General features: G+C 67.8%; 27 protein-coding genes. 18 read left to right on the forward strand and 9 right to left on the reverse strand.

The genetic code is table 11. The annotated features are described in order from the left end of the window. Nucleotides 1–74: 74 nt before the first annotated feature. From VQ065_RS12500 to VQ065_RS12515, 4 genes are all read left to right on the forward strand, one after another. Nucleotides 75–1,046, forward strand: coding sequence for a helix-turn-helix transcriptional regulator (locus VQ065_RS12500; protein ID WP_003087124.1), 972 nt, complete (start codon nt 75–77; stop codon nt 1,044–1,046). 90 nt (nt 1,047–1,136) lie between these two features. Continuing rightward, nucleotides 1,137–1,553, forward strand: a complete 417-nt coding sequence (locus VQ065_RS12505; protein ID WP_003087127.1) for a hypothetical protein — start codon at nt 1,137–1,139, stop codon at nt 1,551–1,553. A 59-nt stretch (nt 1,554–1,612) separates the two neighbouring features. Continuing rightward, nucleotides 1,613–2,335: a polyphenol oxidase family protein gene (locus VQ065_RS12510; RefSeq protein WP_003087130.1), complete on the forward strand. Its 723-nt coding sequence runs from the start codon at nt 1,613–1,615 to the stop codon at nt 2,333–2,335. 133 nt (nt 2,336–2,468) lie between these two features. Then, nucleotides 2,469–3,206 (forward strand): SDR family oxidoreductase, encoded by a 738-nt coding sequence (locus VQ065_RS12515; RefSeq protein ID WP_003087132.1) that lies wholly within the window; start codon nt 2,469–2,471, stop codon nt 3,204–3,206. 44 nt (nt 3,207–3,250) lie between these two features. On the opposite strand, the gene VQ065_RS12520 is transcribed toward VQ065_RS12515, so the two are convergent. The 3 genes from VQ065_RS12520 to fliK all read right to left on the reverse strand — a co-directional run bounded on the left by VQ065_RS12520 (nt 3,251) and on the right by fliK (nt 5,540). After that, nucleotides 3,251–3,637 (reverse strand): hypothetical protein, encoded by a 387-nt coding sequence (locus VQ065_RS12520; RefSeq protein ID WP_003087135.1) that lies wholly within the window; start codon nt 3,635–3,637, stop codon nt 3,251–3,253. 92 nt (nt 3,638–3,729) lie between these two features. After that, a complete protein-coding gene (locus VQ065_RS12525) occupies nt 3,730–4,065 on the reverse strand; it encodes an EscU/YscU/HrcU family type III secretion system export apparatus switch protein (RefSeq protein ID WP_003083121.1) in 336 nt (111 codons plus the stop codon). Further along, on the reverse strand, nt 4,062–5,540 hold the full coding sequence (gene fliK / locus VQ065_RS12530; RefSeq protein WP_003083123.1) for a flagellar hook-length control protein FliK: 1,479 nt from the start codon (nt 5,538–5,540) through the stop codon (nt 4,062–4,064). Before fliK ends, VQ065_RS12525 begins: the two co-directional genes overlap by 4 nt. Nucleotides 5,541–5,825: 285 nt before the next feature. Between fliK and ccmA the strand changes: the two genes are divergently transcribed. From ccmA to VQ065_RS12580, 10 genes are all read left to right on the forward strand, one after another. After that, nucleotides 5,826–6,527, forward strand: a complete 702-nt coding sequence (ccmA, locus tag VQ065_RS12535) for a cytochrome c biogenesis heme-transporting ATPase CcmA (RefSeq protein ID WP_003140265.1) — start codon at nt 5,826–5,828, stop codon at nt 6,525–6,527. Then, nucleotides 6,524–7,195 carry a heme exporter protein CcmB gene (gene ccmB / locus VQ065_RS12540; protein ID WP_003083130.1) on the forward strand — a complete coding sequence of 224 codons (672 nt, stop codon included), beginning with the start codon at nt 6,524–6,526 and terminating at the stop codon, nt 7,193–7,195. The genes ccmA and ccmB overlap by 4 nt, the downstream gene beginning before the upstream one ends. 122 nt (nt 7,196–7,317) lie before the next feature. Next, nucleotides 7,318–8,076: a heme ABC transporter permease gene (locus VQ065_RS12545; RefSeq protein WP_003083135.1), complete on the forward strand. Its 759-nt coding sequence runs from the start codon at nt 7,318–7,320 to the stop codon at nt 8,074–8,076. Beyond that, nucleotides 8,073–8,249 (forward strand): heme exporter protein CcmD, encoded by a 177-nt coding sequence (ccmD, locus tag VQ065_RS12550; protein WP_003083136.1) that lies wholly within the window; start codon nt 8,073–8,075, stop codon nt 8,247–8,249. The genes VQ065_RS12545 and ccmD overlap by 4 nt, the downstream gene beginning before the upstream one ends. Further along, complete coding sequence (ccmE, locus tag VQ065_RS12555) at nt 8,246–8,734, forward strand: cytochrome c maturation protein CcmE (protein ID WP_003083137.1); 489 nt, start codon at nt 8,246–8,248, stop codon at nt 8,732–8,734. The genes ccmD and ccmE overlap by 4 nt, the downstream gene beginning before the upstream one ends. After that, complete coding sequence (locus VQ065_RS12560; protein WP_003087146.1) at nt 8,735–10,708, forward strand: heme lyase CcmF/NrfE family subunit; 1,974 nt, start codon at nt 8,735–8,737, stop codon at nt 10,706–10,708. Nucleotides 10,709–10,711: 3 nt separating this feature from the next. Further along, on the forward strand, nt 10,712–11,254 hold the full coding sequence (gene dsbE / locus VQ065_RS12565; RefSeq protein ID WP_003083138.1) for a thiol:disulfide interchange protein DsbE: 543 nt from the start codon (nt 10,712–10,714) through the stop codon (nt 11,252–11,254). Then, nucleotides 11,251–11,718, forward strand: coding sequence for a cytochrome c maturation protein CcmH (gene ccmH, locus VQ065_RS12570; RefSeq protein ID WP_003087150.1), 468 nt, complete (start codon nt 11,251–11,253; stop codon nt 11,716–11,718). The genes dsbE and ccmH overlap by 4 nt, the downstream gene beginning before the upstream one ends. Next, nucleotides 11,715–12,938 carry a c-type cytochrome biogenesis protein CcmI gene (gene ccmI, locus VQ065_RS12575; RefSeq protein ID WP_003087153.1) on the forward strand — a complete coding sequence of 408 codons (1,224 nt, stop codon included), beginning with the start codon at nt 11,715–11,717 and terminating at the stop codon, nt 12,936–12,938. The genes ccmH and ccmI overlap by 4 nt, the downstream gene beginning before the upstream one ends. 28 nt (nt 12,939–12,966) lie before the next feature. Beyond that, nucleotides 12,967–13,383 carry a hypothetical protein gene (locus tag VQ065_RS12580; protein ID WP_003087156.1) on the forward strand — a complete coding sequence of 139 codons (417 nt, stop codon included), beginning with the start codon at nt 12,967–12,969 and terminating at the stop codon, nt 13,381–13,383. Between the two features lie 3 nt (nt 13,384–13,386). Here the strand turns inward: VQ065_RS12580 and VQ065_RS12585 are convergent, their stop codons facing one another. Beyond that, nucleotides 13,387–14,193, reverse strand: a complete 807-nt coding sequence (locus VQ065_RS12585; protein WP_003087160.1) for a helix-turn-helix transcriptional regulator — start codon at nt 14,191–14,193, stop codon at nt 13,387–13,389. 200 nt (nt 14,194–14,393) lie between these two features. Between VQ065_RS12585 and VQ065_RS12590 the strand changes: the two genes are divergently transcribed. Continuing rightward, nucleotides 14,394–15,761, forward strand: coding sequence for an APC family permease (locus tag VQ065_RS12590; RefSeq protein ID WP_003110692.1), 1,368 nt, complete (start codon nt 14,394–14,396; stop codon nt 15,759–15,761). Between the two features lie 13 nt (nt 15,762–15,774). Then, entirely contained in the window at nt 15,775–16,875 is a 1,101-nt protein-coding gene (locus VQ065_RS12595; protein WP_003087164.1) for a DmpA family aminopeptidase, read from the forward strand. A 7-nt stretch (nt 16,876–16,882) separates the two neighbouring features. Here VQ065_RS12595 and VQ065_RS12600 read toward each other — a convergent pair whose 3' ends face one another. The 4 genes from VQ065_RS12600 to VQ065_RS12615 all read right to left on the reverse strand — a co-directional run bounded on the left by VQ065_RS12600 (nt 16,883) and on the right by VQ065_RS12615 (nt 21,914). After that, nucleotides 16,883–18,298: a glycerol kinase gene (locus VQ065_RS12600; protein ID WP_003087165.1), complete on the reverse strand. Its 1,416-nt coding sequence runs from the start codon at nt 18,296–18,298 to the stop codon at nt 16,883–16,885. Between the two features lie 20 nt (nt 18,299–18,318). Beyond that, nucleotides 18,319–19,557 carry an NAD(P)/FAD-dependent oxidoreductase gene (locus VQ065_RS12605; protein ID WP_003087166.1) on the reverse strand — a complete coding sequence of 413 codons (1,239 nt, stop codon included), beginning with the start codon at nt 19,555–19,557 and terminating at the stop codon, nt 18,319–18,321. Further along, complete coding sequence (locus tag VQ065_RS12610) at nt 19,544–20,953, reverse strand: NAD(P)/FAD-dependent oxidoreductase (RefSeq protein WP_003087167.1); 1,410 nt, start codon at nt 20,951–20,953, stop codon at nt 19,544–19,546. The genes VQ065_RS12605 and VQ065_RS12610 overlap by 14 nt, the downstream gene beginning before the upstream one ends. A 184-nt stretch (nt 20,954–21,137) precedes the next feature. Then, nucleotides 21,138–21,914, reverse strand: coding sequence for a DeoR/GlpR family DNA-binding transcription regulator (locus tag VQ065_RS12615; RefSeq protein WP_003087168.1), 777 nt, complete (start codon nt 21,912–21,914; stop codon nt 21,138–21,140). A 346-nt stretch (nt 21,915–22,260) separates the two neighbouring features. On the opposite strand from VQ065_RS12615, the gene eutH reads away from it, so the two are divergent. Then, nucleotides 22,261–23,496 (forward strand): ethanolamine utilization protein EutH, encoded by a 1,236-nt coding sequence (gene eutH / locus VQ065_RS12620; protein WP_003087169.1) that lies wholly within the window; start codon nt 22,261–22,263, stop codon nt 23,494–23,496. A 60-nt stretch (nt 23,497–23,556) separates the two neighbouring features. Next, complete coding sequence (locus VQ065_RS12625; RefSeq protein WP_003087170.1) at nt 23,557–23,913, forward strand: DUF1937 family protein; 357 nt, start codon at nt 23,557–23,559, stop codon at nt 23,911–23,913. An 81-nt stretch (nt 23,914–23,994) separates the two neighbouring features. Here VQ065_RS12625 and VQ065_RS12630 read toward each other — a convergent pair whose 3' ends face one another. Continuing rightward, the gene (locus VQ065_RS12630; protein WP_003087175.1) at nt 23,995–24,993 is read right to left on the reverse strand and encodes a sulfate ABC transporter substrate-binding protein; all 999 of its coding nucleotides are present in this window, start codon (nt 24,991–24,993) and stop codon (nt 23,995–23,997) included. Nucleotides 24,994–25,090: the final 97 nt, after the last annotated feature.

Consider the following 25,090-nt stretch of genomic DNA (forward strand, 5'->3'; position numbering starts at 1 on the left):
TCGCAACTGGGCTGAACGCAGGGTAGGGGTGATATAGGCTATATTCGGTCCTGATTTTTCCGGTGGATCGAAAAATGTCCAAGCCCACGGTGCGCGTGCTCGCCCTGCTCGAACTGCTGCAGAGCCACGGCCAGCTCAGCGGTAGCGAGCTGGCCAGGCGCCTGGAGGTGGATGGACGGACGCTGCGTCGCTATATCGTCGCCCTCGAGGAGCTGGGCATACCCATCTCGGCGGAGCGCGGACGCCATGGCGGTTACCGCCTGGTGGCCGGTTTCAAGCTCCCGCCGCTGATGTTCAGCGCGGAGGAAACCCTGGCCGTGTCCCTCGGCCTGCTGGCGGTGCGCAGTCTCGGCCTGGGCGAAAGCGAGCTGGCCCTGGAAAGTGCGCAGGCCAAGCTGAGCAGGGTGATGCCCGTTGCGCTGCGGCGGCGCCTCGTGGCGCTCCGCGAGACCGCCAGCCTGGACCTGGCCCGCGCCCGGGCGGGAACCAGTGTGGCGGCGCTGGCGACCCTCGCCGAAGCCGCCCAGGTCCGTGCGCGGGTCGAGTTCCGCTATCGCGACCCGCAGGGCGCCGAAACCCTCCGCCAACTCGATCCCTACGGCCTGGTCTATCGCAACGGCTGCTGGTACGTCAGCGGTTTCTGCCACCTGCGCCAGGCGTTGCGCTCGTTCCGTCTCGATCGCCTGGACGCGCCGCGCATGCTGGCGGAGCGCTTCGAGCGACCGGCGGATTTCGATACCCTCCGCCACCTGCGGGAGAGCTTCGCCCGGATGCCGCGCGCCTACCCGGTGGAAATCCTGATGCGGGCTGCGAGGGAGCAGGTGGTCGCGGTGCTCGGCGAGCCCCTCGGTCTGCTCGCCGAGGTCGATGGCGGTACGCTGTTGCGCGCCAGCACCGACGACCTGGACTGGTTCGCCCGGCGCCTGTGCGGCCTGCCGTTCGACTTCGAGATCAGGCAGCCGCTGGAGTTGCGCGAGCCGTTGAGGCGCCAGGCCGAGCGTGTCCTGCGTAACCTGGGCCAGGAGGAAGCTTCGGATCACAGGTAGGCATTTAGAGGAAAAGTCCTATTAATCGCGCGGCTGCCGCTTTCTAGAATCGGTCCTGGTCAACCAGCACGTTTCCAGGAGGCCACAAGGATGCCTGCAATACCCCTGCGCGCCATGGTGCTGTGCGCCAACCCCGGCCGTCTGCTCAGGTACGGAGCGCTGTTCAACCGCTGCGGCTACTTCCACCTGAGTCTGTGCCTGGACCGACGGGAGCTGCGGCGCTCCCTGGACCAGGGTTACCCGTACGACTATTTCCTCTACGACGGATTCCGCCTGGACCAGGGCTGCAAGGGCACGCTGGCGATGCTGGGACGCAGCGGCAGCATCCGGCGCTTCCTGCTGGTGGGCGAACTCGATTGCCGCGAGAAGCGCCTGTTGTTCGAGTGGAGCAGAGGCCATGGCCTGAGCATCGGCGCGGTGTCCGACCGGCCTTTGGGCCAGGTCGCCCTGGCCGCGTTGATCAAGCGTGATCGCGGCTGCCCCGACCTCCTGCGCGGCATCGCCTGAGGCGGCTTCCGGGAAGATGAGGTAAGGTCGTTTTCCAACCTTCCATGGCGAGACAGCGCATGACCGTCCAGGCCGACATCCTCAAGGCGATCGAAGGCATCGAGCATGGCTTCCAGCAAGCCGGCCAGGCACTCTCCGAGCGGATATTCCATTGCCGGCAGGTGCATGGCGCCGAGATCGTCGACGCGCGCTCGCTGTCGGAATCGGGACGGCATGCCGCCGACGGCGTCTTCAGCGAAGGGCCGTTGGCGGTCGCGGTGGTCACCGCGGACTGCCTGCCGATTCTCATGAGCAGCCGCGACGGTCGGGTGGTGGCCGCCCTGCATGGCGGCTGGCAGGGGCTCGTCGCCGGTATCGTCGGCGCGGCGGTGGCGCGCTTCAATGCGCGCGGCGTCGCCAGCGCGGACATCCGGGTCGCCATCGGTCCCGGGATCAAAGCCTGCTGCTACGAGGTGAGTGCCGGGTTCATCGAGGCGTTGCAGGTCGGCCACGGCCGCCTCTGGGAGGGCGCGGCGCCGCCCTGGAGCCAGCGTCGTCCGCTCCCCGAGCGGCCGCCCCGGTTCGCTCCGCCCGAGCCAAGGCAGGCGGAGCAGGGCGCCTGGCTGGACCTGGTGGCCTTCTGTCGCCAGTTGTTCCAGGCCGCCGGCGTCGGGCCGGCGCAGATCGAAGCCAGCGCCGTCTGCACCTACTGTTCCGGCGATGCGTTCGCCAGTCATCGCCGACGCCAGCGCCTGGGCGAGGAGAAGCGCCAGCAGTACGCCTGGATCGCGCGCAAGCCGTGACCGCGTATCGGTATTGTCCGGAAATCCTGGATAGTCATGACGGTTGTCGGCTGTTTATCCGCCAATGCCCGGCTTCTAGACTTTCCCTGTCGATGCGTGGCTGTCGCCACGCTCATTCCAGGAGAGCCCCAGCATGCCTGACATCACCCAAGCCGCCATCGTCACCGGCGCCTCCCGCGGCATCGGTCGCGCCATTGCCCGGCGGCTGGCCGCCGACGGTTTCGCGGTCGCGGTCAACTATGCCGGCAACCAGGCCATGGCCGACGAGGTCGTGGCCGAAATCGTCGCCGCCGGCGGCGCGGCTATCGCCGTGCAGGGCGACGTGGCCAGCGCGGAGGACATGGACAAGCTGTTCGAAGCCACCAGGGGCGCCTTCGGCCGCATCGACGTGGTGGTCAACAGCGCCGGCACGATGCCCTACCTGAAGATCGCCGATGGCGACCTGGAGGGCTTCGACCGGGTGATCCGCACCAACCTGCGCGGCGCCTTCATCGTGCTCGGCCTGGCTGCCCGGCATGTCGAGCGCGGCGGACGGATCATCGCCCTGTCCACCAGCGTGATCGCCCGGGCGCTGCCCAGCTACGGTCCGTACATCGCGTCCAAGTCCGGGGTCGAGGGGCTGGTGCACGTGCTGGCCAACGAGTTGCGCGGCCAGGACATCAGGGTCAACGCGGTGGCGCCCGGCCCGGTGGCCACCGAGCTGTTCTTCAACGGCAAGAGCGCCGAGCAGATCGACCAGATCGCCAGGCTGGCGCCGCTGGAGCGTCTCGGCGAGCCGGACGAGATCGCCGCGGCGGTGTCCTTCCTCGCCGGGCCGGACGGGGCCTGGGTCAACTCTCAGGTGCTGCGGGTCAACGGCGGTTTTGCCTGAGCCGCTGTACCGGGACGACGCGTCGAAGGTTTCGGCTGTGCTATCTATCGGTTCCTTTCGCCGCTGTCGGCCCGTTGCGAGTCGGCGTCGCGTCTACGCCAATAGTCGTCCTCATCGGTCTGACGTTCGCTCAGCCGTTTCCCGCTGCGTGCGTCGAACTCCAGGATCCAGAAGGTGGCAGGCTCCTTCTGGTCGTCGCGAAGGTAGCTTCGGTAGGTGAAGCGGTCCCTATCCTGAAGCAGGACCACGCGGTCGATGGTTCCTTCGTGATGGCGTACCTTGGCTTGCCGATTGATGCGGAACTCCGGAGTCAGCCGGTGCCGATCGATGATTGCATCCTTTTCCTCGTCGCCGAGGATGGCCGGGGCGGCCTGGACATGGTTGGCGATAAGCAGCAGGGCGGCGAGGAGGAGGGGGCTTGGCGAGGGCATGGGCGGCCTGGGAAGTGGCAGGTGGACTGTGCTGGGACCGCTCTCGCGGATTCCGGTTCCGGCGCTTCGGTTTCGACGTGTGGCGGGTCCGCTCAGTCGCCGGGGCCGCCGAGCAGCAGCATCTGGTTGCCATCCGCGGCGTCCGGCGCGAATCCCTCGGGACACTTGCCTTTCAGGTGCCAGGCGAAGGCGATGATCTCGGCGATGGTGCGATACAGCGCTTCCGGAATGGCGTCGCCGAGTTCCAGGCGGGCGAGCAGGCGGACCAGCTCGGCGTTCTCGTAGATCGGTACCTCGTAGTCGCGGGCGATGGCCAGGATCGCCTCGGCCAGTTCGGCGTCGCCCTTGGCGGAAAGGGTCGGCGCGGCCTGGCCGTCGTAGCTCAGGGCGATGGCCTGGCGCGGGGCGGGTGACTGCTTTCTGTTCATGCGGTTTCGTCTACCCAGCGTTGTTCGATGGTCGCTCGCGGGCCCTGGGGCGGGCGGCCGCGCTGGCAGGTGATCTCGCCAACGGTCAGGCCGGCGTCGCGCAGGCGTTGGCGCAGGTGGCCGAGTTCATGCTCGACCAGCCGCGCGGTCGCGTCGCGCTCGGCCCAAAGCTGGCTGGACAGGCTGCCGCGCAGCAGGGTCGCCTGGGCGTGCAGCGGTCCCAGCGGCTCCAGGTCGAAGGCCAGTTCGACGCGCCAGAGGCTTTCGCGGGCCTCTTCGCCGGTCTTGCGCTGTTCTTCCTGGAACTTCACCTGCAACGGTACCACCGAGTGCTGATGGCGCATGGGCACCTCCATCTGCCAGGTCGCCAGTTGGGTGCCATCCGGCAGGGTGCTGGTCTGCGCCAGGCTCGACAACTGATGGGTCTGCAGGCGGGAGATTGCCGCGGCGGCAAGGCGCAGCAGCGACTCCAGTTCCATGTCCTCGTCGAACAGCTGGAGAACCTTGCTCGGCAGGGGAAAGTTCAGTGCCTGGGTCTTGTTGGCGCTCTGTCCCAGGTTGCCCAGGGCGTTGCGGACAAAGGCCGGCAACGCCTGGGCCAGGTTCGCCGTGTTGCCGGCGAACATGCCCGGCGCCTGGGCGCCGGTCGGCGGCAGCGGCGACAGCTGGGCGAACAGGCGCAACAGGTTGGCCTTCAGGTCCTGGCCGAGATGATCGGTGGCGCCCTGCATCAGGCGCGCCTCGAGGAACAGGCCGCTCTGCTGCAGGGCCTGGCCGAGCAGCTTGGAATCGCCCATCTTCTGCGCCTCCGGCAGGCCGGCGAAGAGGCGCTCCACGGCCTGGCGCAGGCTGTCCGGCAGGTCGTTGCGGCCGTTCAGCCCCTGCAGGGCGGCGAACAGGCCTTCCAGGGAAGCCTGGCGGGCGCTCTGCCCGGCCAGTTGCTGGCCCAGCGCAAGCTGGTCGAGGCGTCCGCTGAGCGGCAGGAAGTCGATCTGCTGGCTGTTTTTCACCAGCGCCGTGAGCAGGCTGCCGACCGGCAGCGCCTGGGGCGAGTCGAGGCTCAGCTTGCTGCCGGCGAGCGGCGTGTTGAGCAGGTTCAGCAGGACCCGGTAGACCACCTGCTGGGCCTTGTCCGCCGGCAGCGCGGTGCTGGACAGGACCTTGCCCTGGAGCAGGGTGCCGGGCGGCAGTTGCTCCAGGTCGAGGCTGCTCAGCGGGCCAGCGCCGGCCATGCTGTCGAGCAGGGTGGCAACCACGCTGGTGTTGCTGGTGGCGCTGACGTTGAGCAGGTTGCCCGGCACCAGCGGCCGATTGCTCTGCACTTCCACCAGGCTCTGCCCGCTGTTCGCCAGGGTCAGCTTGAGCAGGACCTGGAAATTGTTCGCCAGGCCTTCCTTGACCGCCAGCACCTCGGCCTTGCCCGACTCGCCTTCGCCCAGCAGGCCGGCCAGGGTCTGCACCAGCTTCAGGGTCATCTCGGCGTCGGCCTGGGCGTTGCCCTGCGATTGCGCCGGCGGCAGCGGGCGCGGGGCGGAAACCGGGGGTAGTGATGGGGAAGCGCCTATCTCGGCTGGCATGGGTAACAACCTGTCTTAAACGACCCTGCGGAGGCTGGGGAAGGGCGTGTATAATGCCGCGCCTGTCAAACAGGCTGGCCGCGTCGTCACCAGTATAGCGGCCGTGTTTATCCCGACTTTAGGGTCTGTTCCGTGAAGGCCTCCGGCGCCGCGACGAGGAGAGACGCTTGGCGATGTTGTTCGATGTCCGATCCTGCTGAAGTCCCCACAGCCAGCCCCTTGCTGGAAACCGTCGGGCTCGCCTGCGAGCGCGACTGGCGCATGCTGTTCGAGCGCCTCGACCTGCGCCTGGCCGCCGGCGAGATGTTGCAGGTGGTGGGTCCCAACGGCAGCGGCAAGACCAGCCTGCTGCGCCTGCTGTCCGGACTGATGCAGCCGACCGCCGGGGAAGTCCGCCTGAACGGCCGGCCGCTCGCCGAACAGCGCGGCGAACTGGCCCGCAGCCTGCTGTGGATCGGCCACGCCGCGGGAATCAAGGGCCTGCTCAGCGCCGAGGAGAACCTCACCTGGCTCTGCGCGCTGCACCAGCCGGCCAGCCGCGAGGCGATCTGGCAGGCCCTGGCCGACGTCGGCCTGCGTGGCTTCGAGGACGTTCCCTGCCACACCCTTTCCGCCGGCCAGCAACGCCGCGTGGCGCTGGCCCGCCTGTACCTGGACGCACCGCCCTTGTGGATCCTCGATGAACCCTTCACCGCCCTCGACAAACAGGGGGTGGCGCAACTGGAAGCGCACCTGGCCGGGCATTGCCAGCGCGGCGGGATGGTAGTGCTGACCACCCACCACAGCCTGCAGCAGGTGCCCGCCGGCTACCGCGAGCTGGACCTCGGTGCGCTCAAGGCGGCCAGCGGCGCGACGGTCGAGCCGGCGCTGGGCGATCCGGCATGAGCAACGTCTTCAGCCTGCTTCTGGCGCGCGAGGCGCGCCTGCTGTTCCGCCGACCGGCGGAGCTGGCCAATCCGCTGGTGTTCTTCGCCATCGTCATCGCCCTGTTCCCCCTGGCGGTCGGGCCGGAGAGCCAATTGCTACAAACCTTGTCGCCCGGCCTGGTCTGGGTGGCGGCGCTATTGGCCGTGCTGCTCTCGCTGGAAGGGCTGTTCCGCAGCGATTTCGAGGACGGTTCTCTGGAGCAGTGGGTCCTTTCGCCGCACCCCCTGGCTCTTCTGGTGCTGGCCAAGGTGCTGGCACACTGGCTGTTTTCCGGGCTGGCCCTGGTCCTGATGTCGCCGCTGTTCGCGCTGATGCTGGGCCTGCCGGCCCGTTGCATACCGGTGCTGCTGCTTTCCCTGTTGCTCGGTACGCCGGTGCTGAGCCTGCTCGGCGCCGTCGGCGCGGCCTTGACCGTGGGCCTCAAGCGCGGCGGCCTGTTGCTGGCGCTGCTGATCCTGCCGCTGTACATCCCGGTGCTGATTCTCGGTAGCGGGGCGCTGCAGGCTTCGCTGCAGGGACTGCCCAGCAGCGGACATTTATTGTGGCTGGCGAGCCTGACGGCGCTAGCATTGACACTCACGCCATTCGCCATCGCTGCCGGCCTGAAGATCAGCGTAGGCGAGTGAGTCCGCCCGCCGAAGGCATCGGCGGGCGTGCGGTACCGGGCGGCTGTGCCGCCCACGCTTGACCCGGGCTGGCAGCGGAAGGTCTGCCCGGTATTTCCAAAGAGCCCTGTAAACAGAGCCTGATGATGAATTGGACATGGTTTCACAAGCTTGGGTCGCCCAAGTGGTTCTACGAGATCAGCGGCCGCTGGCTGCCCTGGTTCGCCGTGGCGGCGGCGCTGCTGATCGTCACCGGCTGCGTCTGGGGGCTGGCCTTCGCGCCGCCGGACTACCAGCAGGGCAATAGCTTCCGCATCATCTATATCCATGTGCCGGCGGCCTTCCTCGCCCAGTCCTGCTACGTCATGCTGGCCGTGGCCGGTGCCGTCGGGCTGATCTGGAAGATGAAGATCGCCGACGTGGCGGTGCAGTGCGCCGCTCCCATCGGCGCCTGGATGACCTTCGTCGCGCTGCTTACCGGGGCCGTATGGGGCAAGCCGACCTGGGGCGCCTGGTGGGTCTGGGACGCGCGCCTGACGGCGATGCTGATCCTGCTTTTCCTCTATTTCGGCATCATCGCCCTCGGTCAGGCGATCAGTAACCGCGACAGCGCGGCCAAGGCCTGTGCCGTACTGGCCATCGTCGGCGTGGTGAACATCCCGATCATCAAGTACTCGGTGGAGTGGTGGAACACCCTGCACCAGCCGGCCACCTTCACCATCACCGAGAAACCGGCGATGCCGGTGGAGATGTGGTTGCCGTTGCTGATCATGGTCCTCGGCTTCTATTGCTTCTTCGCGGCCATGCTGCTGGTGCGCATGCGCCTGGAAGTGCTCAAGCGCGAGTCCCGCACCGCCTGGGCGAAAGCCGAGGTGAAGGCCCTGGTGGAGAAGGCACGATGAGCTTCGAATCGTTCGGCGACTTCCTCGCCATGGGCCATCACGGTCCCTACGTCTGGTCGGCCTACGGCATCAGCCTGCTGGTGCTGGCGATCAATGTCGCCGAGCCGTTGCTGGCCCGGCGCCGCTACCTGCAAGAAGAGGCGCGTCGTCTGCGCCGGGAGGCCCAGCAGTGAATCCGGTCCGCAAGAAACGTCTGATCATCGTCCTCGCCATCGTGGTGGGCGTCGGCGCCGCGGTGGGTCTGGCGCTGTCGGCCCTGCAACAGAACATCAACCTGTTCTACACCCCGACCCAGATCGCCAACGGCGAAGCGCCGACCGACACCCGCATACGCGCCGGCGGCCTGGTGGAAAAGGGTTCTCTGCAACGCAGCGAGGATTCGCTGAACGTGCGTTTCGTGGTCACCGACGGCGCCAAGGAAGTGACCATCGCCTACCATGGCATCCTTCCCGACCTGTTCCGCGAGGGGCAGGGCATCGTCGCCCTCGGCAAGCTGGGCGGCGACGGCGTGCTGGTGGCCGATGAAGTGCTGGCCAAGCACGACGAGAACTACATGCCGCCGGAAGTCACCAAGGCGCTCAAGGACAGCGGCCAACTGAAGCACTACGAGAACGGCAAGGCCGCCGGCGAGACCTCGTACAACCAGGAGGGCAAGTAGATGATCCCCGAACTCGGCCACCTGGCCCTGATCCTCGCCCTCTGCCTGGCCCTGGTGCAGTCGAGCCTGCCGCTGGTCGGCGCCTGGCGCGGCGACCGCCAGTGGATGAGCCTGGCGCGCCCGGCGGCCTGGGGGCAGTTCGCCTTCCTCGCCTTCGCCTTCGGTTGCCTGACCTGGGCCTTCCTGCGCGACGACTTCTCGGTGGCCTACGTGGCCGGCAACTCCAACAGCGCGCTGCCCTGGTACTACAAGTTCAGCGCCGTCTGGGGCGCCCACGAAGGTTCGCTGCTGCTCTGGGCGCTGATCCTCGGTGGCTGGACCTTCGCCGTGTCGATCTTCTCCCGGCAACTGCCGGAGGTCATGCTGGCCCGCGTGCTGGCGGTGATGGGCATGATCAGCACCGGCTTCCTGCTGTTCCTGATCATCACCTCCAACCCGTTCAGCCGCCTGCTGCCGCAGACCCCGATGGACGGCAACGACCTCAACCCGCTGCTGCAGGACGTCGGCCTGATCGTCCACCCGCCGATGCTCTACATGGGTTACGTCGGATTCTCGGTGGCCTTCGCCTTCGCCATCGCCGCACTGCTCGGCGGCCGCCTGGACGCCGCCTGGGCGCGCTGGTCGCGGCCCTGGACCCTGGTAGCCTGGGCCTTCCTCGGTATCGGCATCGTGCTCGGCTCCTGGTGGGCCTACTACGAGCTGGGCTGGGGGGGCTGGTGGTTCTGGGATCCGGTGGAAAACGCCTCCTTCATGCCCTGGCTGGTCGGCACTGCACTGATCCACTCGCTGGCGGTGACCGAGAAGCGCGGCGTGTTCAAGAGCTGGACCGTGCTGCTGGCGATCGCCGCTTTCTCCCTGAGCCTGCTGGGCACCTTCCTGGTCCGCTCCGGCGTGCTCACCTCGGTGCACGCCTTCGCCTCCGACCCGGAGCGCGGGGTGTTCATCCTCGCCTTCCTGCTGCTGGTGGTCGGCGGCTCGCTGACCCTGTTCGCCCTGCGCGCGCCGGTGGTCAAGAGCCAGGTCGGCTTCGCCCTGTGGTCGCGCGAGACCCTGCTGCTGCTGAACAACCTGGTGCTGGTGGTGGCGGCCTCGATGATCCTCCTCGGGACCCTCTACCCGCTGCTGCTCGATGCCCTCAGCGGCGCCAAGCTGTCGGTCGGCCCGCCGTACTTCAACGCCATGTTCCTGCCGCTGATGGCGGCGCTGATGGCGGCCCTGGCGGTCGGCGTGCTGGTGCGCTGGAAGGACACCCCGAGCCGCTGGCTGCTCGGCATGCTGACCCCGGTGCTGGTGGCCAGCGCGGTCATGGCGGCGGCCGGTTCGATGTACTTCGGCGATTTCAACTGGGCGGTGCTGGCGGTGTTCCTGCTGTCCGCCTGGGTGGTCCTGGCCGGTTTCCGCGACTTCCTCGACAAGACCCGGCACAAGGGCGTGCTGGCCGGCGCCCGCAGCCTGACCCGCAGCTACTGGGGCATGCAACTGGCGCACCTGGGCATCGCCGTGTGCGCCATCGGCATCGTCCTCAGCAGCCAGTACAGCGCCCAGCGTGACCTGCGCATGTCGCCCGGCGACACCGTCGAACTGGGCGGCTACCACTTCCTCTTCGACGGCGCGAAGCACCACGAAGGGCCGAACTACACCTCGGACAAGGGCAGCATCCACGTCAGCCGCGACGGCAAGGAGATCGCCACCCTGCATCCGGAGAAGCGCCTGTACACCGTGCAGAGTTCGATGATGACCGAGGCAGGGATCGATGCCGGCTTTACCCGCGACCTCTACGTGGCGCTCGGCGAGCCGCTGGAGAACGGTGCCTGGGCGGTGCGCGTGCACGTCAAGCCGTTCGTCCGCTGGATCTGGTTCGGTGGCCTGCTGATGGGCCTCGGCGGCGCCCTGGCGGCGCTCGACCGGCGCTACCGGGTGAAGGTGAAAACACGTGTGCGCGAGGCCCTGGGCCTCGCCGGTCAGGGAGCCTGAGTCTTGAAACGAGCGATTCTGCTGCTGCCGCTGGGGATCTTCCTGATCGTCGCGGTGTTCCTCTTCCGCGGCCTCTGGCTGGACCCCAGCGAGCTGCCCTCGGCGCTGATCGGCAAGCCGTTCCCGGCCTTCGACCTGCCCAGCGTGCAGGACCCGGCCCGGCGCCTGACCGAGGCCGACCTCAAGGGCAAGCCGGCGCTGGTCAACGTCTGGGGCACCTGGTGCCCGTCGTGCCGGGTCGAGCACCCGGAACTGACCCGACTGGCCGAGCAGGGCGTGGTGATCTACGGGATCAACTACAAGGACGACAACGCCGCCGCCATCAAGTGGCTGAACGAGCTGCACAATCCCTACCTGCTGAGCATCAGCGACGCCGACGGCACCCTGGGCCTGGACCTAGGCGTGTACGGTGCGCCGGAAACCTACCTGATCGACAAACAGGGCATCATCCGCCACAAGATCGTCGGGGTGGTCGACCAGAAAGTCTGGCGCGAGCAACTGGCGCCGCTGTACCAGCAACTGCTGGACGAGCCGGAGGCCCGATGAAGCGTTTCCTCGTCACCGCGCTGCTCGGTCTCGCCCTCTGCGGCGTGGCCCGGGCCGCCATCGACACCTACGAGTTCGCCAGCGACGCCGAGCGCGAACGCTTCCGCAACCTGACCCAGGAACTGCGCTGCCCGAAGTGCCAGAACCAGGACATCGCCGACTCCAACGCACCGATCGCCGCCGACCTGCGCAAGCAGATCTACGGCCAGTTGCAGCAGGGCAAGAGCGACGGCGAGATCGTCGACTACATGGTTGCCCGCTACGGTGATTTCGTTCGCTACAAGCCGCCGGTCAACGAGCGTACCTGGCTGCTCTGGTTCGGTCCGGGCGCCTTGCTGCTGTTCGGCGTGCTGGTGATCGGCGTGATCGTCCTGCGCCGCCGGCGCACCGCTGCCAAGGTGCAAACCACCCTGTCCGCCGAGGAGCAAGCGCGCCTCGCCAACCTGTTGAAGAACGACAAATGATCGATTTCTGGCTCGCTGCCGGCCTGCTGCTGCTGGCGGCCCTGGCATTCCTGCTGATTCCGCTGCTGCGTGGCCGTCGCGCCCAGGCCGAGGAAGACCGTACCGCCCTGAACGTCGCGCTTTATCAGGAGCGGATCGCCGAGCTGGCCGGCCAGCAGGCCGCCGGCACGCTGACCGCCGAGCAACTGGAGAATGGCCGCGCCGAGGCTGCCCGCGAACTGCTCGCCGACACCGAGGGCAGCGGCGAGGAGCGTAGCTCGCGCCTGGGCCGGGCGATCCCGCTGGTCGCGGCGCTGCTGGTGCCGTTGGTCGCGCTCGGCCTGTACCTGCATTGGGGCGCCAGCGACAAGGTCGAGCTGGCCCGCGAATTCGCCCAGGCACCGCACTCCATGGAAGAGATGACCGCGCGCCTGGAGCGCGCGGTACAGGCCCAGCCGGATTCCGCCCAGGGCTGGTACTTCCTCGGTCGCACCTACATGACCCAGGAACGCGGCGCCGATGCGGCGCGGGCCTTCGAACGCGCCGCCGAACTCAGCGGGCGGCAGCCGGAAGTGCTCGGCCAGTGGGCGCAGGCACTGTATTTCTCCGGTGGCAAGAAAATGACCGCGCAGATCAAGGCCCTGGCCGACGAGGCGCTGAAGGGCGACCCGGCCGAAGTGACCACCCTTGGCCTGCTCGGCATCGCCGCCTTCGAAGAGCAGCGCTACGCCGACGCCATCGGCTTCTGGGAGCGCCTGGTGTCGGTGTTGCCGAACGAGGACCCGGCGCGCTCGGCGATCCAGGGCGGCATCCAGCGTGCCCGCGAGCGCATGACCGAGGCCGGGCAGACCCCGCCGGCGCCGGCCGCGCCCGCTGCCGCCGGGGTGACCCTGACGGTGAAGGTGGATATCAGCGACGCGGTGAAGGGCCAGGTCAAGGCCGACGACAGCGTGTTCGTCTTCGCCCGCGCCGTCGGCGGCCCGCCGATGCCGTTGGCAGTGAAGCGCCTGACCGTCGCCGACCTGCCGGCCGAGGTCAGCCTGAGCGATGCCGACGCCATGATGCCGCAGCTCAAGCTCAGCGGATTCCCGCAGGTCGAGCTGGTCGCGCGGGTATCCCGCGCCGGCAACGCCATCTCCGGCGAATGGATCGGACGCGGCAAACCGTTGTCTACCGCCCAGTCGTCGGCGCAAGCGCTGACCATCGACGGCCCGGACCAGCCCCAGGCGGCCCGGCCATAACGACAACGGGTTGGCGGGAGGTGCGGCGGTGAAGGCGAAGTATCTGGGTCTGGCGATTCTCCTGGGCGGTCTCGGCGGGTGCGTGGTGCATCCGCCGCAGACCAGCGAACCGCCGGCCTCGCTGCCGCCGCAAAGCCAGCCGCAGCCCGGTCCGTCCAGCGCGCCCGGCGCCACCCCGCCGCGCATCACCCCGCAACCGCAGACTCCGGCGCAGCCCAGCCGCTCGCGTCCGCAGTTCGCCCCGCCGCCAGGCGGCAAGGGCGTCTGGGACGGCAGCCTGGGGGTCTATGTGATCCGCGGCGAGCGCGATCTCTACTACCGCCAGCGTACCTACTACCGCTGGGACGGCGGCTGGTTCTGGTCCACCAGCCCGCAGGGTCCCTGGACCGAGACCGACGCCCGCGGCATCCCGCCCGGTCTCAGCCGGCGCTACGCCAATCCATGACCCCTAGGGGTTCTCCGGGTCGTGCCCGAGCGACTGGATGAACAGCGAGAACAGTTCCGGTTGCGAGGAAATGTCCAGCTTGGCGTACAGGTGGCGCCGATGGACCTTGATCGTCTCCGGCGAGATCGCCAGGCGCTCGGCCATGGCCTTCGACGAGTAGCCGCGAAGGATCAGGCGAGCGATCTCCAGCTCGCGTTCCGATAGCACGCTGGCGCCGAAGTGGCTGAGGGCGTCGCGTATCTGCGTGGCCATCTCTTCCTGCGGTGCGGCCGGCAACAGGCGCTGGCTGCGCTGCTGCCAGTGCTGCTGCATCAGCGCCAGGACCCAGCTCGAGAGCAGCCCGAGCATCCCGCATTCCTCGTCGGCGAATATCCGCTGCATCCCCAGCGATAGCGACAGCGCGCCCCGGTCGGGTACCTGGAGGATGAACTGCACCTCGTCCTCCAGCACGTTGTCGTGGAAGTAGCTAAGGTAGTACTCGCTCTGCCGGAAATGGTCCGGGGCGATCTCCTCGAGGCGGTACAGGCCGCTGGCCAGGCCTTCCCGGCAAGCCTGGTAGAAGGGGTCGAGCAGGTACAGCCCGTTCAGGTAGGCGAGCATCGAGGCCGGCCCGGCGTGCGGTTCGGCGTCGTATTCCTCCAGGGCCACCGGCACGCCGTTGGCGGGGTAGAAGATCGCCAGGGCGTTGTCGAACGGCAGGTGCTGGCGCAGCAGCAGGATCAATTGCTTCCAGAAGCGGTTGCCGCCGATCTGTTCGATGGCGCGGCCCAGGCTGGCGTGCATGCCGATGTCCCGGAACAGGGTGTGCATCCGTATTCGCTCCACGGTGGGTTTTCGCAGGCTCCGGTTTGCGGCTTTTCCACCCGCCGCGTCAAGGGGCGTAACCCCAAAGGGTGATTGGCCCGCCGGTTCCGCGCTCCTAGAGTCGGCGCATAACCAGCGCCCCGGCAGGGGGCCGCCGCGAGTCTCCGTTACTGCCTCAACTTCAATAACAATCAGAGGACAACGACATGAGCTCTTCCCCCGCGCCCGAAAGTGCGCTGAAACCCACCCTAGGCGTGTTCGACGTGGTCGCCATCACCGTTTCCGCGGTCACTCCCGCCAGTTCCGTCTTCGTCATCGCCCCTTTCGCCATCCAGCAGGCCGGCACCGGCGCTTTCTGGGCCTTCGCCCTGGCCGGGGTGCTGGCGCTGATGTTCGCCTGGTGCTATGCCGAGCTGGGCAGGGCGCACAGCACTGCCGGCGGCGAGTATGTCTACGCCAAGCGCGTGTTCGGCGGCTTGGCCGGCTACGCCACCTTCCTCACGGTGCTGGCGATGCTGCTGTTCATCCCGCCGGTGCTCGCCACCGGCGCGGCGACCTACCTGAACGCCGCCCTCGGCACCCACTTCGATGCGCAGACCGTGGCCCTGGCGATCGTCGCCTTCAGCTACCTGCTGGGCATCCTCAACATTCGCGTCAACGCCTGGGTCACGGGCACCTGCCTGCTGCTGGAAGTGGCGGCGCTGCTGGTGATCGTCGGCCTCGGTTTCGGCCATGCGCAGCAGCCGGCGAGCGTCCTGCTGCAGCCGCAGGTAGTCGGCGACGGCGGGCTGCTGGCGATCGCACCCTGGGCATTGGTGATCGGAGCGGTCGGTACCGCGCTGTTCTCCTACAACGGTTTCGGCGGCGCGGTGCTGCTCGCCGAGGACATGAAGGACGGCGGCCACAGCGTGCATCGCGCGGTGCTCTGGTCGCTGGCGCTGGTGGTGCTGATCGAGATCGTCCCGCTCGCCGCGCTGCTGATCGGCGCGCCGTCGCTCCCGGCGATGCTCGCCAGCCCCGATCCGATCGGCTACCTGTTGAACAGCCATGGCAACGAGACGCTGTCGCGCCTGGTCAGCGCGGGAATCTTCCTCTCGGTGTTCAACGCCATCGTCGCCATCGTCATCCAGAGCGCCCGGGTGATCTTCAGCAGCGGTCGCGACGCGCTCTGGATGCCGGCGTTGAACCGTGCCTTCACCCGTATCCATCCGCGCTGGGAATCGCCCTGGCTGGCCACGCTGTTCCTCGCCATTCCCTCGGCGGCGCTGAGCTTCAGCTCCAACCTGGCCGAACTGACCTCGTTCACCGTGTTGCTGATCGTCATGGTCTACCTGATCGTCGCCCTCTGCGCGCTGTTCAGCCGGGTGCTGCGGCGCGACCGCGAGCATCCCTACCGGATGCCGCTGTGGCCGCTGCCGGCGCTGCTGGCGGTGAGCGGGGCGGGATACCTGCTGCTCAACCTGTTCCTGGCGGCCTCGGCCAGGGACGTGATGATCATTGTCGGACTGCTGGCGGTGTCGGTGATTCTCTACTGCACCTACGGCAAGCTCAGTCCGGCGTTCCAGAAGCTTTGAAACAGGAGTCCGCATGCGCGCTCGACAACTTGGCATCACCCTCGGCCTGGGCACTCCCGGCCCGTTCAACGCGATCACCGACGTTCCCGGCGTGCGCGTCGGCCACAGCACCCTGAACCAGCGGATCGACGGCAGGCAGGTTCGCACCGGCGTCACCCTGGTCCAGCCGCGCGCCGGTGCGGCGCGCCTGCAACCCTGCTTCGCCGGCTGCCACGTGCTCAACGGCAACGGCGACGCCACGGGCCTGGAGTGGATCCGCGAAGCCGGCCTGCTGACCACCCCGATCGCCATCACCAATACCCACAGCGTCGGCGCGGTGCGCGACGCGCTGATCGCCGAGGAGCGCGCCGAACTCGGCGACAGCGGGCTGTACTGGTGCATGCCTGTGGTGATGGAGACCTTCGACGGCCTGCTCAACGATATCTGGGGCCAGCATGTCGGCGCCCGCCAGGTCGGCGAGGCGCTGGCCTGCGCCGAGTCCGGACCGGTCCGCGAAGGTTCGGTGGGCGGCGGTACCGGGATGATCTGCCACGAGTTCAAGGGTGGCATCGGCAGCGCATCGCGGCGGCTGCCGGCGGAGCAGGGCGGCTGGACGGTGGGCGCGCTGGTCCAGGCCAACCATGGCCAGCGTCGCGAGCTGCGGGTCGATGGCTATCCGGTCGGCCGCCGGCTGGGCGACATCCCCTCGCCGTTCAGCGAGGAAGGCACCCCGGGTATGGGCTCCATCGTGGTGATCCTGGCCACCGACGCGCCGCTGTTGCCGCACCAGTGCCAGCGCCTGGCGCAGCGCGCCTCGATCGGCATCGCTCGCACCGGCGGCGGTACCGAGGACTCCAGTGGCGACGTGTTCCTCGCCTTCGCCACCGGCAACCAGGACCTGCCGCCAGCCGACTATGCGCGCAAGGACCTGCCGCAGAGCACGCCGCTGCGGATGCTCAACAACGACCACATCTCGCCGTTGTTCGCCGCGGCGGCGGAGGCGGTGGAAGAAGCCATCGTCAACGTGCTGCTGGCCGGCGAGGACATGCGCACCGAGGACGGCCGGCTGGTGCCCGCGCTGAAGGGGGAGACGCTCCTGGCGGCGCTGCGCGAGACCGGCTGGCCGGGACGCTGAAAGCGGCTCAGCGCCAGCCGCGGGTGCGCGCCACCGCTTCGCTGAAACGCACCTGCCAGCGCCGGGCGGTGCCGGCGTCGACCCGCGGCTGGAACTCCGTGCGGGTGTTGCGCGGCTCCGCCAGCTCGTAGCCGAGGCCACGCGCGGCAAGGGCGGCGCAACCGAAGGCGGTGAGTTCGTCGAAGCGCTGGGTGACGATGCGCCGTTGCAGGCTGTCGGCGAGGAACTGGGCGAAGTAGGGGCTGCGCGCCAGGCCGCCGTCGATGGACAGGCGGTCGGTGACCTTCAGGTAGCCGTCCATCGCCTGGATCACCTCGGCGCTGCGCAGCACCACGCCTTCGAGCAGGGCCTGGCAGAGGTCCTCGCGGCGGGTGCCGGCGTCCATTCCCAGCCACATCGCGCCGGCGCTGCGGTCCCAGTGCGGGCATGCGAGTCCCGACAAGGCCGGGACGAAGGCCAGCCCGCGGTCGATGGCCGGCGGCCGGTCGAAGCCGGCCAGTTCCGAGAAGTCGCTGAACAGGCCAAGACGCCCGGCCCACTCGACTGCGGCGCTGGCATCGTAGACCCCGCCGTCCATGGCGTACACCGGCTTGCCATCGATCTGCCAGGCGATGGTGGCGAGCAGGCCTGTCTCCGGCGAGCGGATGATCCGCTCGCCGCTAAGGGTCAGGGCGAAGGCGCCGGTGCCGAAGGTGATCTTCGCATCACCGGGCTGGCGGCAGCCGTGACCGTAGAGCGAGGCCTGCTGGTCAACCACCGAGGCCGTCAGCGGAGTGTTGCCGATCACCCCGAAATGGCCGACGGTATCGCGGATTTCCGGCAGGCACTCGATCGGCACGCCGAACAGGGCGCACAGTTCGGGGTCCCAGCGGCCCTCGGCGAGGTTCATCAATGCGGTGCGCGAGGCGGTGGTGACGTCGGTGGCGAAGGTTCCGCACAAGCGGTCGAGAAACCAGGCGTCGCTGGTTCCCAGGCGCAGGCGGCCGGCCTCGAGAGCCCGGCGAGCGGCAGGAAGGTGCTCGACGATCCAGCCCAGCTTGCTGGCCGAGAAATAGGCATCGAGCGGCAGGCCGCTGCGTTCCAGGACCAGCGCCTCGGCGCCGCTGGCGCGTAGACGCTCGATGTGCGGGGTGGTGCGGTTGTCCTGCCAGACGATCAGCGGCGACAACGGCTCGCCGCTGCGGGCGTCCCAAGCCATGCAGCTTTCGCCCTGGTTGGCGAGGCCGATGGCGTCGACCCGGCCGCTGGCCTCCAGGCAGCGTTGCAGGTTGGCCAGCAGTTCCAGCGGATCGTGCTCGACCCAGCCGGACTGCGGATGGTGTTGCTGGTGACGCAGCGCCAACTGAATATCGGCGCTGCCGTCCTGGCTGGCGACCAGCACGCGGGTACTGGTGGTTCCCTGGTCGAGGGCGGCGATTCGCATGGTCGGTTCTCTTCGCGGGTTCAGTGGCCGGAGGTGAGGAAGGCGACTTCCAGGCGCCGGGTGTCCGGCGGTAGGCGCAGGGCGGCCAGCGGCACCAGCAGGCGGCGCTCCGGCAGGCAGGACAGGGTGCGTTCCCACACCGGGCGACCATCGGCCAGTATCCGCAGGCGTCCGCTGGCGGCCTCGCTTACGCGTAGCTGTAGATGCGCCAGGCCGGGTGTCGGATCGTCCAGCAGCCGCTGCGGCACGCACAGCTTGAGCGGACCGCTGCAATCGATGGCGATACCGGGCGCGGCGACCGGCAGTTCGGCCCGCAGGTCGGCGGCCAGCAGGCCGGCGATCCTTCGTCCCTCGCGGAACGACCAGCCGGCGGTCTCGATCGGCCGGAGCAGGTTGCCGGCGGCGAAATAGGCGGGGTCGGAGCAGCGGCCGAACTGATCGATGCGCGGGCCGCCGCTGGCCGGGTCCAGTTCCAGGTGGCTGAGGCGGACCAGGCTCGATTCGGGAACGAAGCGTCCGCTGAGGAGGATGCCGTCGCAGGCGATCCGTTCGACCCGCCCGTCGCCCAGGCGTACCCGCGCCGCCTCGACCCGGCCGCGGCCTTCGATCTCCAGCAGCTCGCTGGAGAAGTGCATCGGTACTCCGCACAGCCTGGGAAACAACGATAGCGGCCAACGCGCAGTGGCCCGTGCGTTGCGTTCGAGCATGGCCACCGGGCGGATGCCGGCACGCCGGCAGCTCATCACGGCGGACAGGCTGACCAACTCGGTGCCGACGATCAGCGGCCGTTCGAACGGCTTCAGGCCTTGCAGATAGAGATAGGCTTGCAGCGCGCCGGTATTGATCACGCCCAGTGGCCGGTCGCCGCCCAACAGGCGCGCCGAGCGCGGCGTCTCGCGTGCGCCGGTGGCCAGCAGCACGCGTGTCGCGCGCAGACTGCGCGGGCCTTCGGGGGTGGCCAGTTGCAGCAGACCGGCGGCGGCGAGAGCGACCACGCTATGGCGCAGGCGGATATCCACCCCGGCCCGTTCAGCCTGTTCGACGTTACGCAGCGCGTAGGCCGGGCCGGTCAACAGGCGGCCGTGCTCGCGCAGGCCGAACGGCGGATGCGCGCAATGCCGGGGTATACCGCCGGCCTCGCCGTCGCGCTCCAGCACGCAGACCCGGGCGACGCCCTGGCGGCGTAGTTCGATGGCGGCCGCCAATCCGGCGGGACCGCTGCCGACGATGGCGACGTCGACCTGTTCAGTGATGCTCATGGCAACTCCCGGTGGCGAGGGGCTGGGCGAGGCGGCCGGCGCTCAGCTCGGCGACCCGCGCGTTGCAGTAGAAACCCTGGCAGCGTCCCATGCAGGCGCGGGTGCGACGCTTCAGGCCGCCGAAGTCGCCGGCTGGCAGCGGGCCTTCCAGGGCGGTGAGGATTTCCCGGCGGGTGACCATCTCGCAGTGGCAGACGATCTCGTCGTAGCCGGGACGCTGCCAGTCGCGCGGCAGGTGTTCGGCGAGGTTCGGTACCTGCGGCCAGAGCGGCTCGCGAACCGCTTCGTGGAAGCGCCCACCCTGGTAGAGACGATAGACGTGGCGTGCGATGCCCAGCGCCGCGGTGAGACCGGTGGAACGGATGCCGCCGACACTGATCCAGTTGCGTCCGTCGACCTGGCAGATGCGGTATTCCTTCTTTTCGCTGGCCGGCCGCAACCCGGCGTAGGTGGCGGTGACCGGCATGCCGCGCAGGCCGGGGATCCGCTCGACGGCGGCGTCGATCAGTCGCTGCAGGGTGTCGCTGTCGACCCGTGCCTGTTCGCGGTCGTCCTGTTCCTCGGCGGTGGGGCCGGCAAGCAGGTTGCCGAAGACAGTACGGGTGAATACCACGCCTTTGGTCCGCTCGTTGGGTACCGGCAGCAGGATGTGCCGCAGCAGCGCCGCGGCGGCCTTGTCGAAGACCACGAACTGGCCCTTGCGCGGATGGATGGCGAAGCTCGCCGCGCCGAGCAGGCGCTGTTCCAGTTGGTCACCGAAGAGTCCGGCGCAGTTGATTACCTGGCGCGCGCGCAGATCGCCGCGGCGGGTATGCAACAGCCATTCGCCGCCGTCGAAGGCGCCGTCCAGCACCTCGACGTTGAAACAGGCCTCGGCGCCATGGGCCTGCGCCTGTTGCAGATAGGCGAGCGGCGCGGACCAGGGGTCGATCAGATGCTCACCGGGGACCCGCACCGCACCGAGCACATTGCCGGCCAACTGCGGCTCCAGCGCCAGGACCTCGTCGCGACCGATCTGGCGGACGTCATCGACACCGTTGCCGTGGGCCTGCTCGACGATGGCCGGCAGGCGCGCCAGATCCTCGTCGCTCCATGCCGCCACCAGGGCGCCGGTTTCCAGCAGCGGCAGGTTGAGGCGCGCATGGATGTCGCGGTATTCGCGATAGCCCTCCTGCATGCAGGCCAGTTCGATGCTGCCGGGCGGCGCGTCGAAACCGGTATGGAGGATCGCGCTGTTGCCCTTGCTGGCACCGGAGAGGATGTCGGTGCTTTTTTCCAGCAGGACCACCCGCGCACCTTCCAGGGCGAAGCGGCGGGCCATGGCGCAACCCACCACGCCAGCGCCGATCACTGCAACGTCGAAGATCGCGGTCTTTGTCGCAAGCGGCTCAGTCATCGTTTCTGCCTGTTTCTTTTGGTATCAGTTTGCTTTTTGACCGTAACACTGATTTTTCACACAGAATTTTATGTGAAATTTGTTGTTTTAATGTGGCAACTGAAAGAGAAACAGTCAATCGATTAATCGACGGGCAGCCACCGGCACAGCCCCGGCCTGTCTCCGGGGCTGCCCGCGAGGGGAGTCAGGCCTGCGGGGTGCGCAGGGGGGCTTCGTGGACTTCCACCCGCGCCTGTTGCAGGGCTTCCCAGAGTTCCCCGGTAGGCTTGCGGTCGACCACCAGGCGGTTGATCCGGCTCAGCGGGAAGACCTGGAACAGGGCGCGCCGGCCGAGCTTCGAGGAGTCGGCGATAACCGTCAGTTGGCGGGCCTGGGCGATCATGGCACGGGCGATCTCGGCTTCCTCGATGGAAAAATCCATGGCGCCATCGCCGTTCAGCGCGCCGATGGTGATCACCGCATGCTCGGCGTTGAACCGGGCGATCTGCTCGATGGCCAGGGCGCCGACGTTCTGTTCGGACTCCGGGCGGTACTCGCCGCCGATCATGAATGCACGGTTGCCGGAGGCGCCGACGCTGCCGGCGATCAACAGCGAGTTGGTGATCACCGTCAGATGGCTCTGGCGCGCCAGTTCGCGGGCGAACAGCAGGGTGGTGGTGCCGGTGTCGATGAAGATGCTGTCACCGGGCCCGAACAGGCCGGCGGCGTAGCGGGCGACTGCGCGTTTTTCCTGGGCGTGCTCGTTCATTCGGGTCTGGAAGGCGTTCTCGTGCTCGCCGCTGGGCGGCAGGGCGGCCCCTCCGTGGAATTTGCTGACCAGGCCTTGTTCGGCCAGCGCGGCGAGGTCGCGGCGAATGGTTTCCTGGGAGGTGGAAAGGGTCCGCGCCAGTTCGTCCACCGAGATCCGCTCGCGCTGGCGCAGCAATTCGAGAATGTGGCGGCGGCGTTCCTCGGGGCGCATCGTGTTCTCCCATGGGCCGCATCCTGGTGCGGCGATTGTTACCGTGAATCGCCCGGTAGCGCCTGGCGGCGCTGGGCGGAAGGGGGCGGGGCGAGGCTTTGCGCAGGCCCGGCGGAAAATCCCACAGGTCCGTAAGGCAGGTACGCTCTTGGATTGGCCGCCTACTTGACCGTATGGGTGACCAATTTAGGTAAAACGAACCTTCAAATCAACACGAAAACCAAATTGTGGCACGCGAAATGCGAGTGTTCGCTTCGGCGGAGCGACCGGCGTGGCCGGCCTCCCGACCAGACAACCAGAAGAACGCATCCCGCTACGGGAGCCTGCCGAGGGGAGAACGACGCAGATGGCCGAGTTCGGAAACTATGTGATTTACCTGATCATGCTGGGTGCGGTACTTGGCGCGCTGGCTTCCATCCTGCGCCCGGAAAGCGGTCTGGGCCGCGAGTTCGTCAACGGCATCCACGCCATCGGTCCGGTGTTCCTCGCCCAGGCCGGCATCATGGTAGCCATTCCCTATCTGTCGAAGGCGATTTCCCATGCCCTCGGCCCGTTCTTCCAGACCCTCGGTTCCGACGTATCCATCGCCGCGCTGTCGATCATCGCGGTGGACATGGGCGGCTACCAGTTGGCCGATGCCCTGACCGCCAACCGCGACATGTGGATTACCGCCATGCTGGTGGGCTACACCTCCGGCGCGACCATCGTCTACCTGATCCCGGTCGGCCTGACCATGCTCGAGCGCAAGGACCACAAGTACCTGGCGCTGGGGGCGATGGCCGGGTTGATCAGCATTCCGTTCGCGGTGCTGGCGGCGTTGCTGCTGATTACCCTCAACCACATCCCGGTGCGCGAACTGGTATCGACCGGTTCGCCGGCCCTGCACTACCTGTCGCTGGACTTCCTCGGCATGCTTCGGCTGCTGGCGCCACTGTTCGTCTTCTGCTTCCTGCTGGCCGCCGGCCTGAAGTACCGGGCGACGGCGATGGTCACCGGGTTCCTGGTATTCGGCAAGGTGATGGACGCGTTCATCAAGATGGCCCTGGCGCTTTCCATCGTCCAGCACTTCACCGGAGTCTTCACCAAGGTCTTCGGCGGCTGGGGCTTCGACCCGATGTTCGCCGACGAGAAAGAGTTGTTCCGCGCCATCGAGATCGCTGGCTACATCGGCATCATGCTGGCCGGGACCTTCCCCATCTGCTACCTGTTCCAGCGCTACTGCAAGCGCCCGATGGCGGTCCTCGGCCGTTACCTGGGGCTGTCCCAGCCGGGCGCCACCGCCTTTGTCATGGTGCTGGCGAACATCATCGCCACCTACCACCTGTTCAAATACATGAATGCTCGCGACAAGGTGCTTTGCGTGGCCCTGGGCGTCTGCGCCCAGGCCACCATCGGCGATCACCTGGCATTCACCGCCAACTTCCAGCCGACGCTGATCCTGCCGATCCTGCTCGGCAAATTGTTTGGCGGCCTGCTGGCGGTATTCATCGCCATCCGCATCTCGGTGCCCGCCGCCGAGCGCTATGCCCGGCAGGAGCAGGAGCATGACGAGGCGGAAAAAAGCGCCCTGCACGCAGCCTGAAACATCCCCCGACGAGCGCCGGCGAGCCATCGCGGCGTCGCTTTCCGCAACGAGGTAACCATGCGCAAGATATTCCTAGCCTGTCCCTACAGCCATGCCGACGCCGAGGTGGTCGAGCAGCGCTTCCGTGCCTGCAACGAGGTCGCGGCGACCATCGTCCGCGCCGGCCACGTGGTATTCAGCCAGGTTTCCATGTCCCACCCGATCAACCTGTGCCTGGCCGATCTCGACCGCGCGGCGATCGGCAGGTTGTGGGCGCCGGTGGACGCCTTCTACATGGATCACCTGGAAGAGCTGATCGTCCTCGACCTGCCGGGCTGGCGAGACAGCGCCGGCATCCGCCGCGAGATGGAGTTCTTCGAGGCCGGCGGACAGCGGGTGAGCCTCTGGTCCGAGGTGGAGCACGAGTTTCGCTGAGGCGGCAGTGGCTGAACTGCAAGCCGAATGAAAAAGCCGGAAGCGCGAGCGCTTCCGGCTTTTTCGTCGAGCGGCGAGGGATCAGTTGGGGCTGTAGATCTGGTCGAATACGCCGCCGTCGATGAAGTGGGTCTTCTGCACGCTGCGCCAGTCGCCGAAGGTCTTCTCCACCGAGAAGAAGTCGACTTTCGGGAAGCGGTCGGCGAACTTGGCGAGGATCTCCGGGTTGCGCGGGCGCAGGTAGTTGTTGGCGGCGATGGTCTGGCCCTCGTCCGACCACAGGTACTTCAGGTAGGCCTCGGCCTGGGCGCGGCTGCCTTTCTTCTCGACCACCTTGTCGACCACCGCCACCGGAGGCTCGGCCTCGGCGGACACGCTCGGGTAGACCACCTCGAAGCCGCCTCGGCCGAATTCGCGGGCGATCATCTCGGCTTCGTTCTCGAAGGTCACCAGTACGTCGCCGATCTGGTTCTGCATGAAGGTAGTGGTGGCGGCGCGGCCGCCGGTGTCGAGCACCGGTACCTGCTTGAACAGTTTGCCGACGAACTCCTTGGCCTTGTTCTCGTCACCGCCGTTCTTCAGCACGTAGCCCCAGGCGGAGAGATAGGTATAGCGGCCGTTGCCGGAGGTCTTGGGGTTCGGCACCACTACCTGGACGCCGTCCTTGAGCAGGTCCGGCCAGTCCTTCAGGGCCTTGGGGTTGCCCTTGCGAACGATGAACACGGTGGCCGAGGTGAACGGCGCGCTGTTGTTCGGCAGGCGGGTCGCCCAGTCCTTCGGCACCAGGCCGCCGTTGTCGGCGAGGGCGTCGATGTCGGTGGCCTGGTTCATGGTGATGACGTCGGCGGGCAGACCGTCGATCACCGAGCGCGCCTGCTTGCTGGAACCGCCATGGGACATCTGGATGGTGATGTTCTCGCCTTTCTCCGCTTTCCAGTATTTCTGGAAGGCCGGGTTGTATTCCTTGTAGAAGTCGCGCATCACGTCGTAGGAGACGTTGAGCAGGGGCTGGGCGGCGTGAGCGGCGCCGCCGAGCGCCAGGCCGGCGGCCAGCAGGGAGGCGCTGAACAGTCGTTTCACAGGGCAGTTCCTTTGGGCATGTTGTAGTGGCTCGACTATAACGTCGGGTTATATGCAGGGTAAATATCAAAAACTGCTTTGCTTATTACCCGCTCGA

Source organism: Pseudomonas sp. KBN10P06128, assembly GCF_037574945.1.
Lineage (GTDB): Bacteria > Pseudomonadota > Gammaproteobacteria > Pseudomonadales > Pseudomonadaceae > Pseudomonas > Pseudomonas aeruginosa.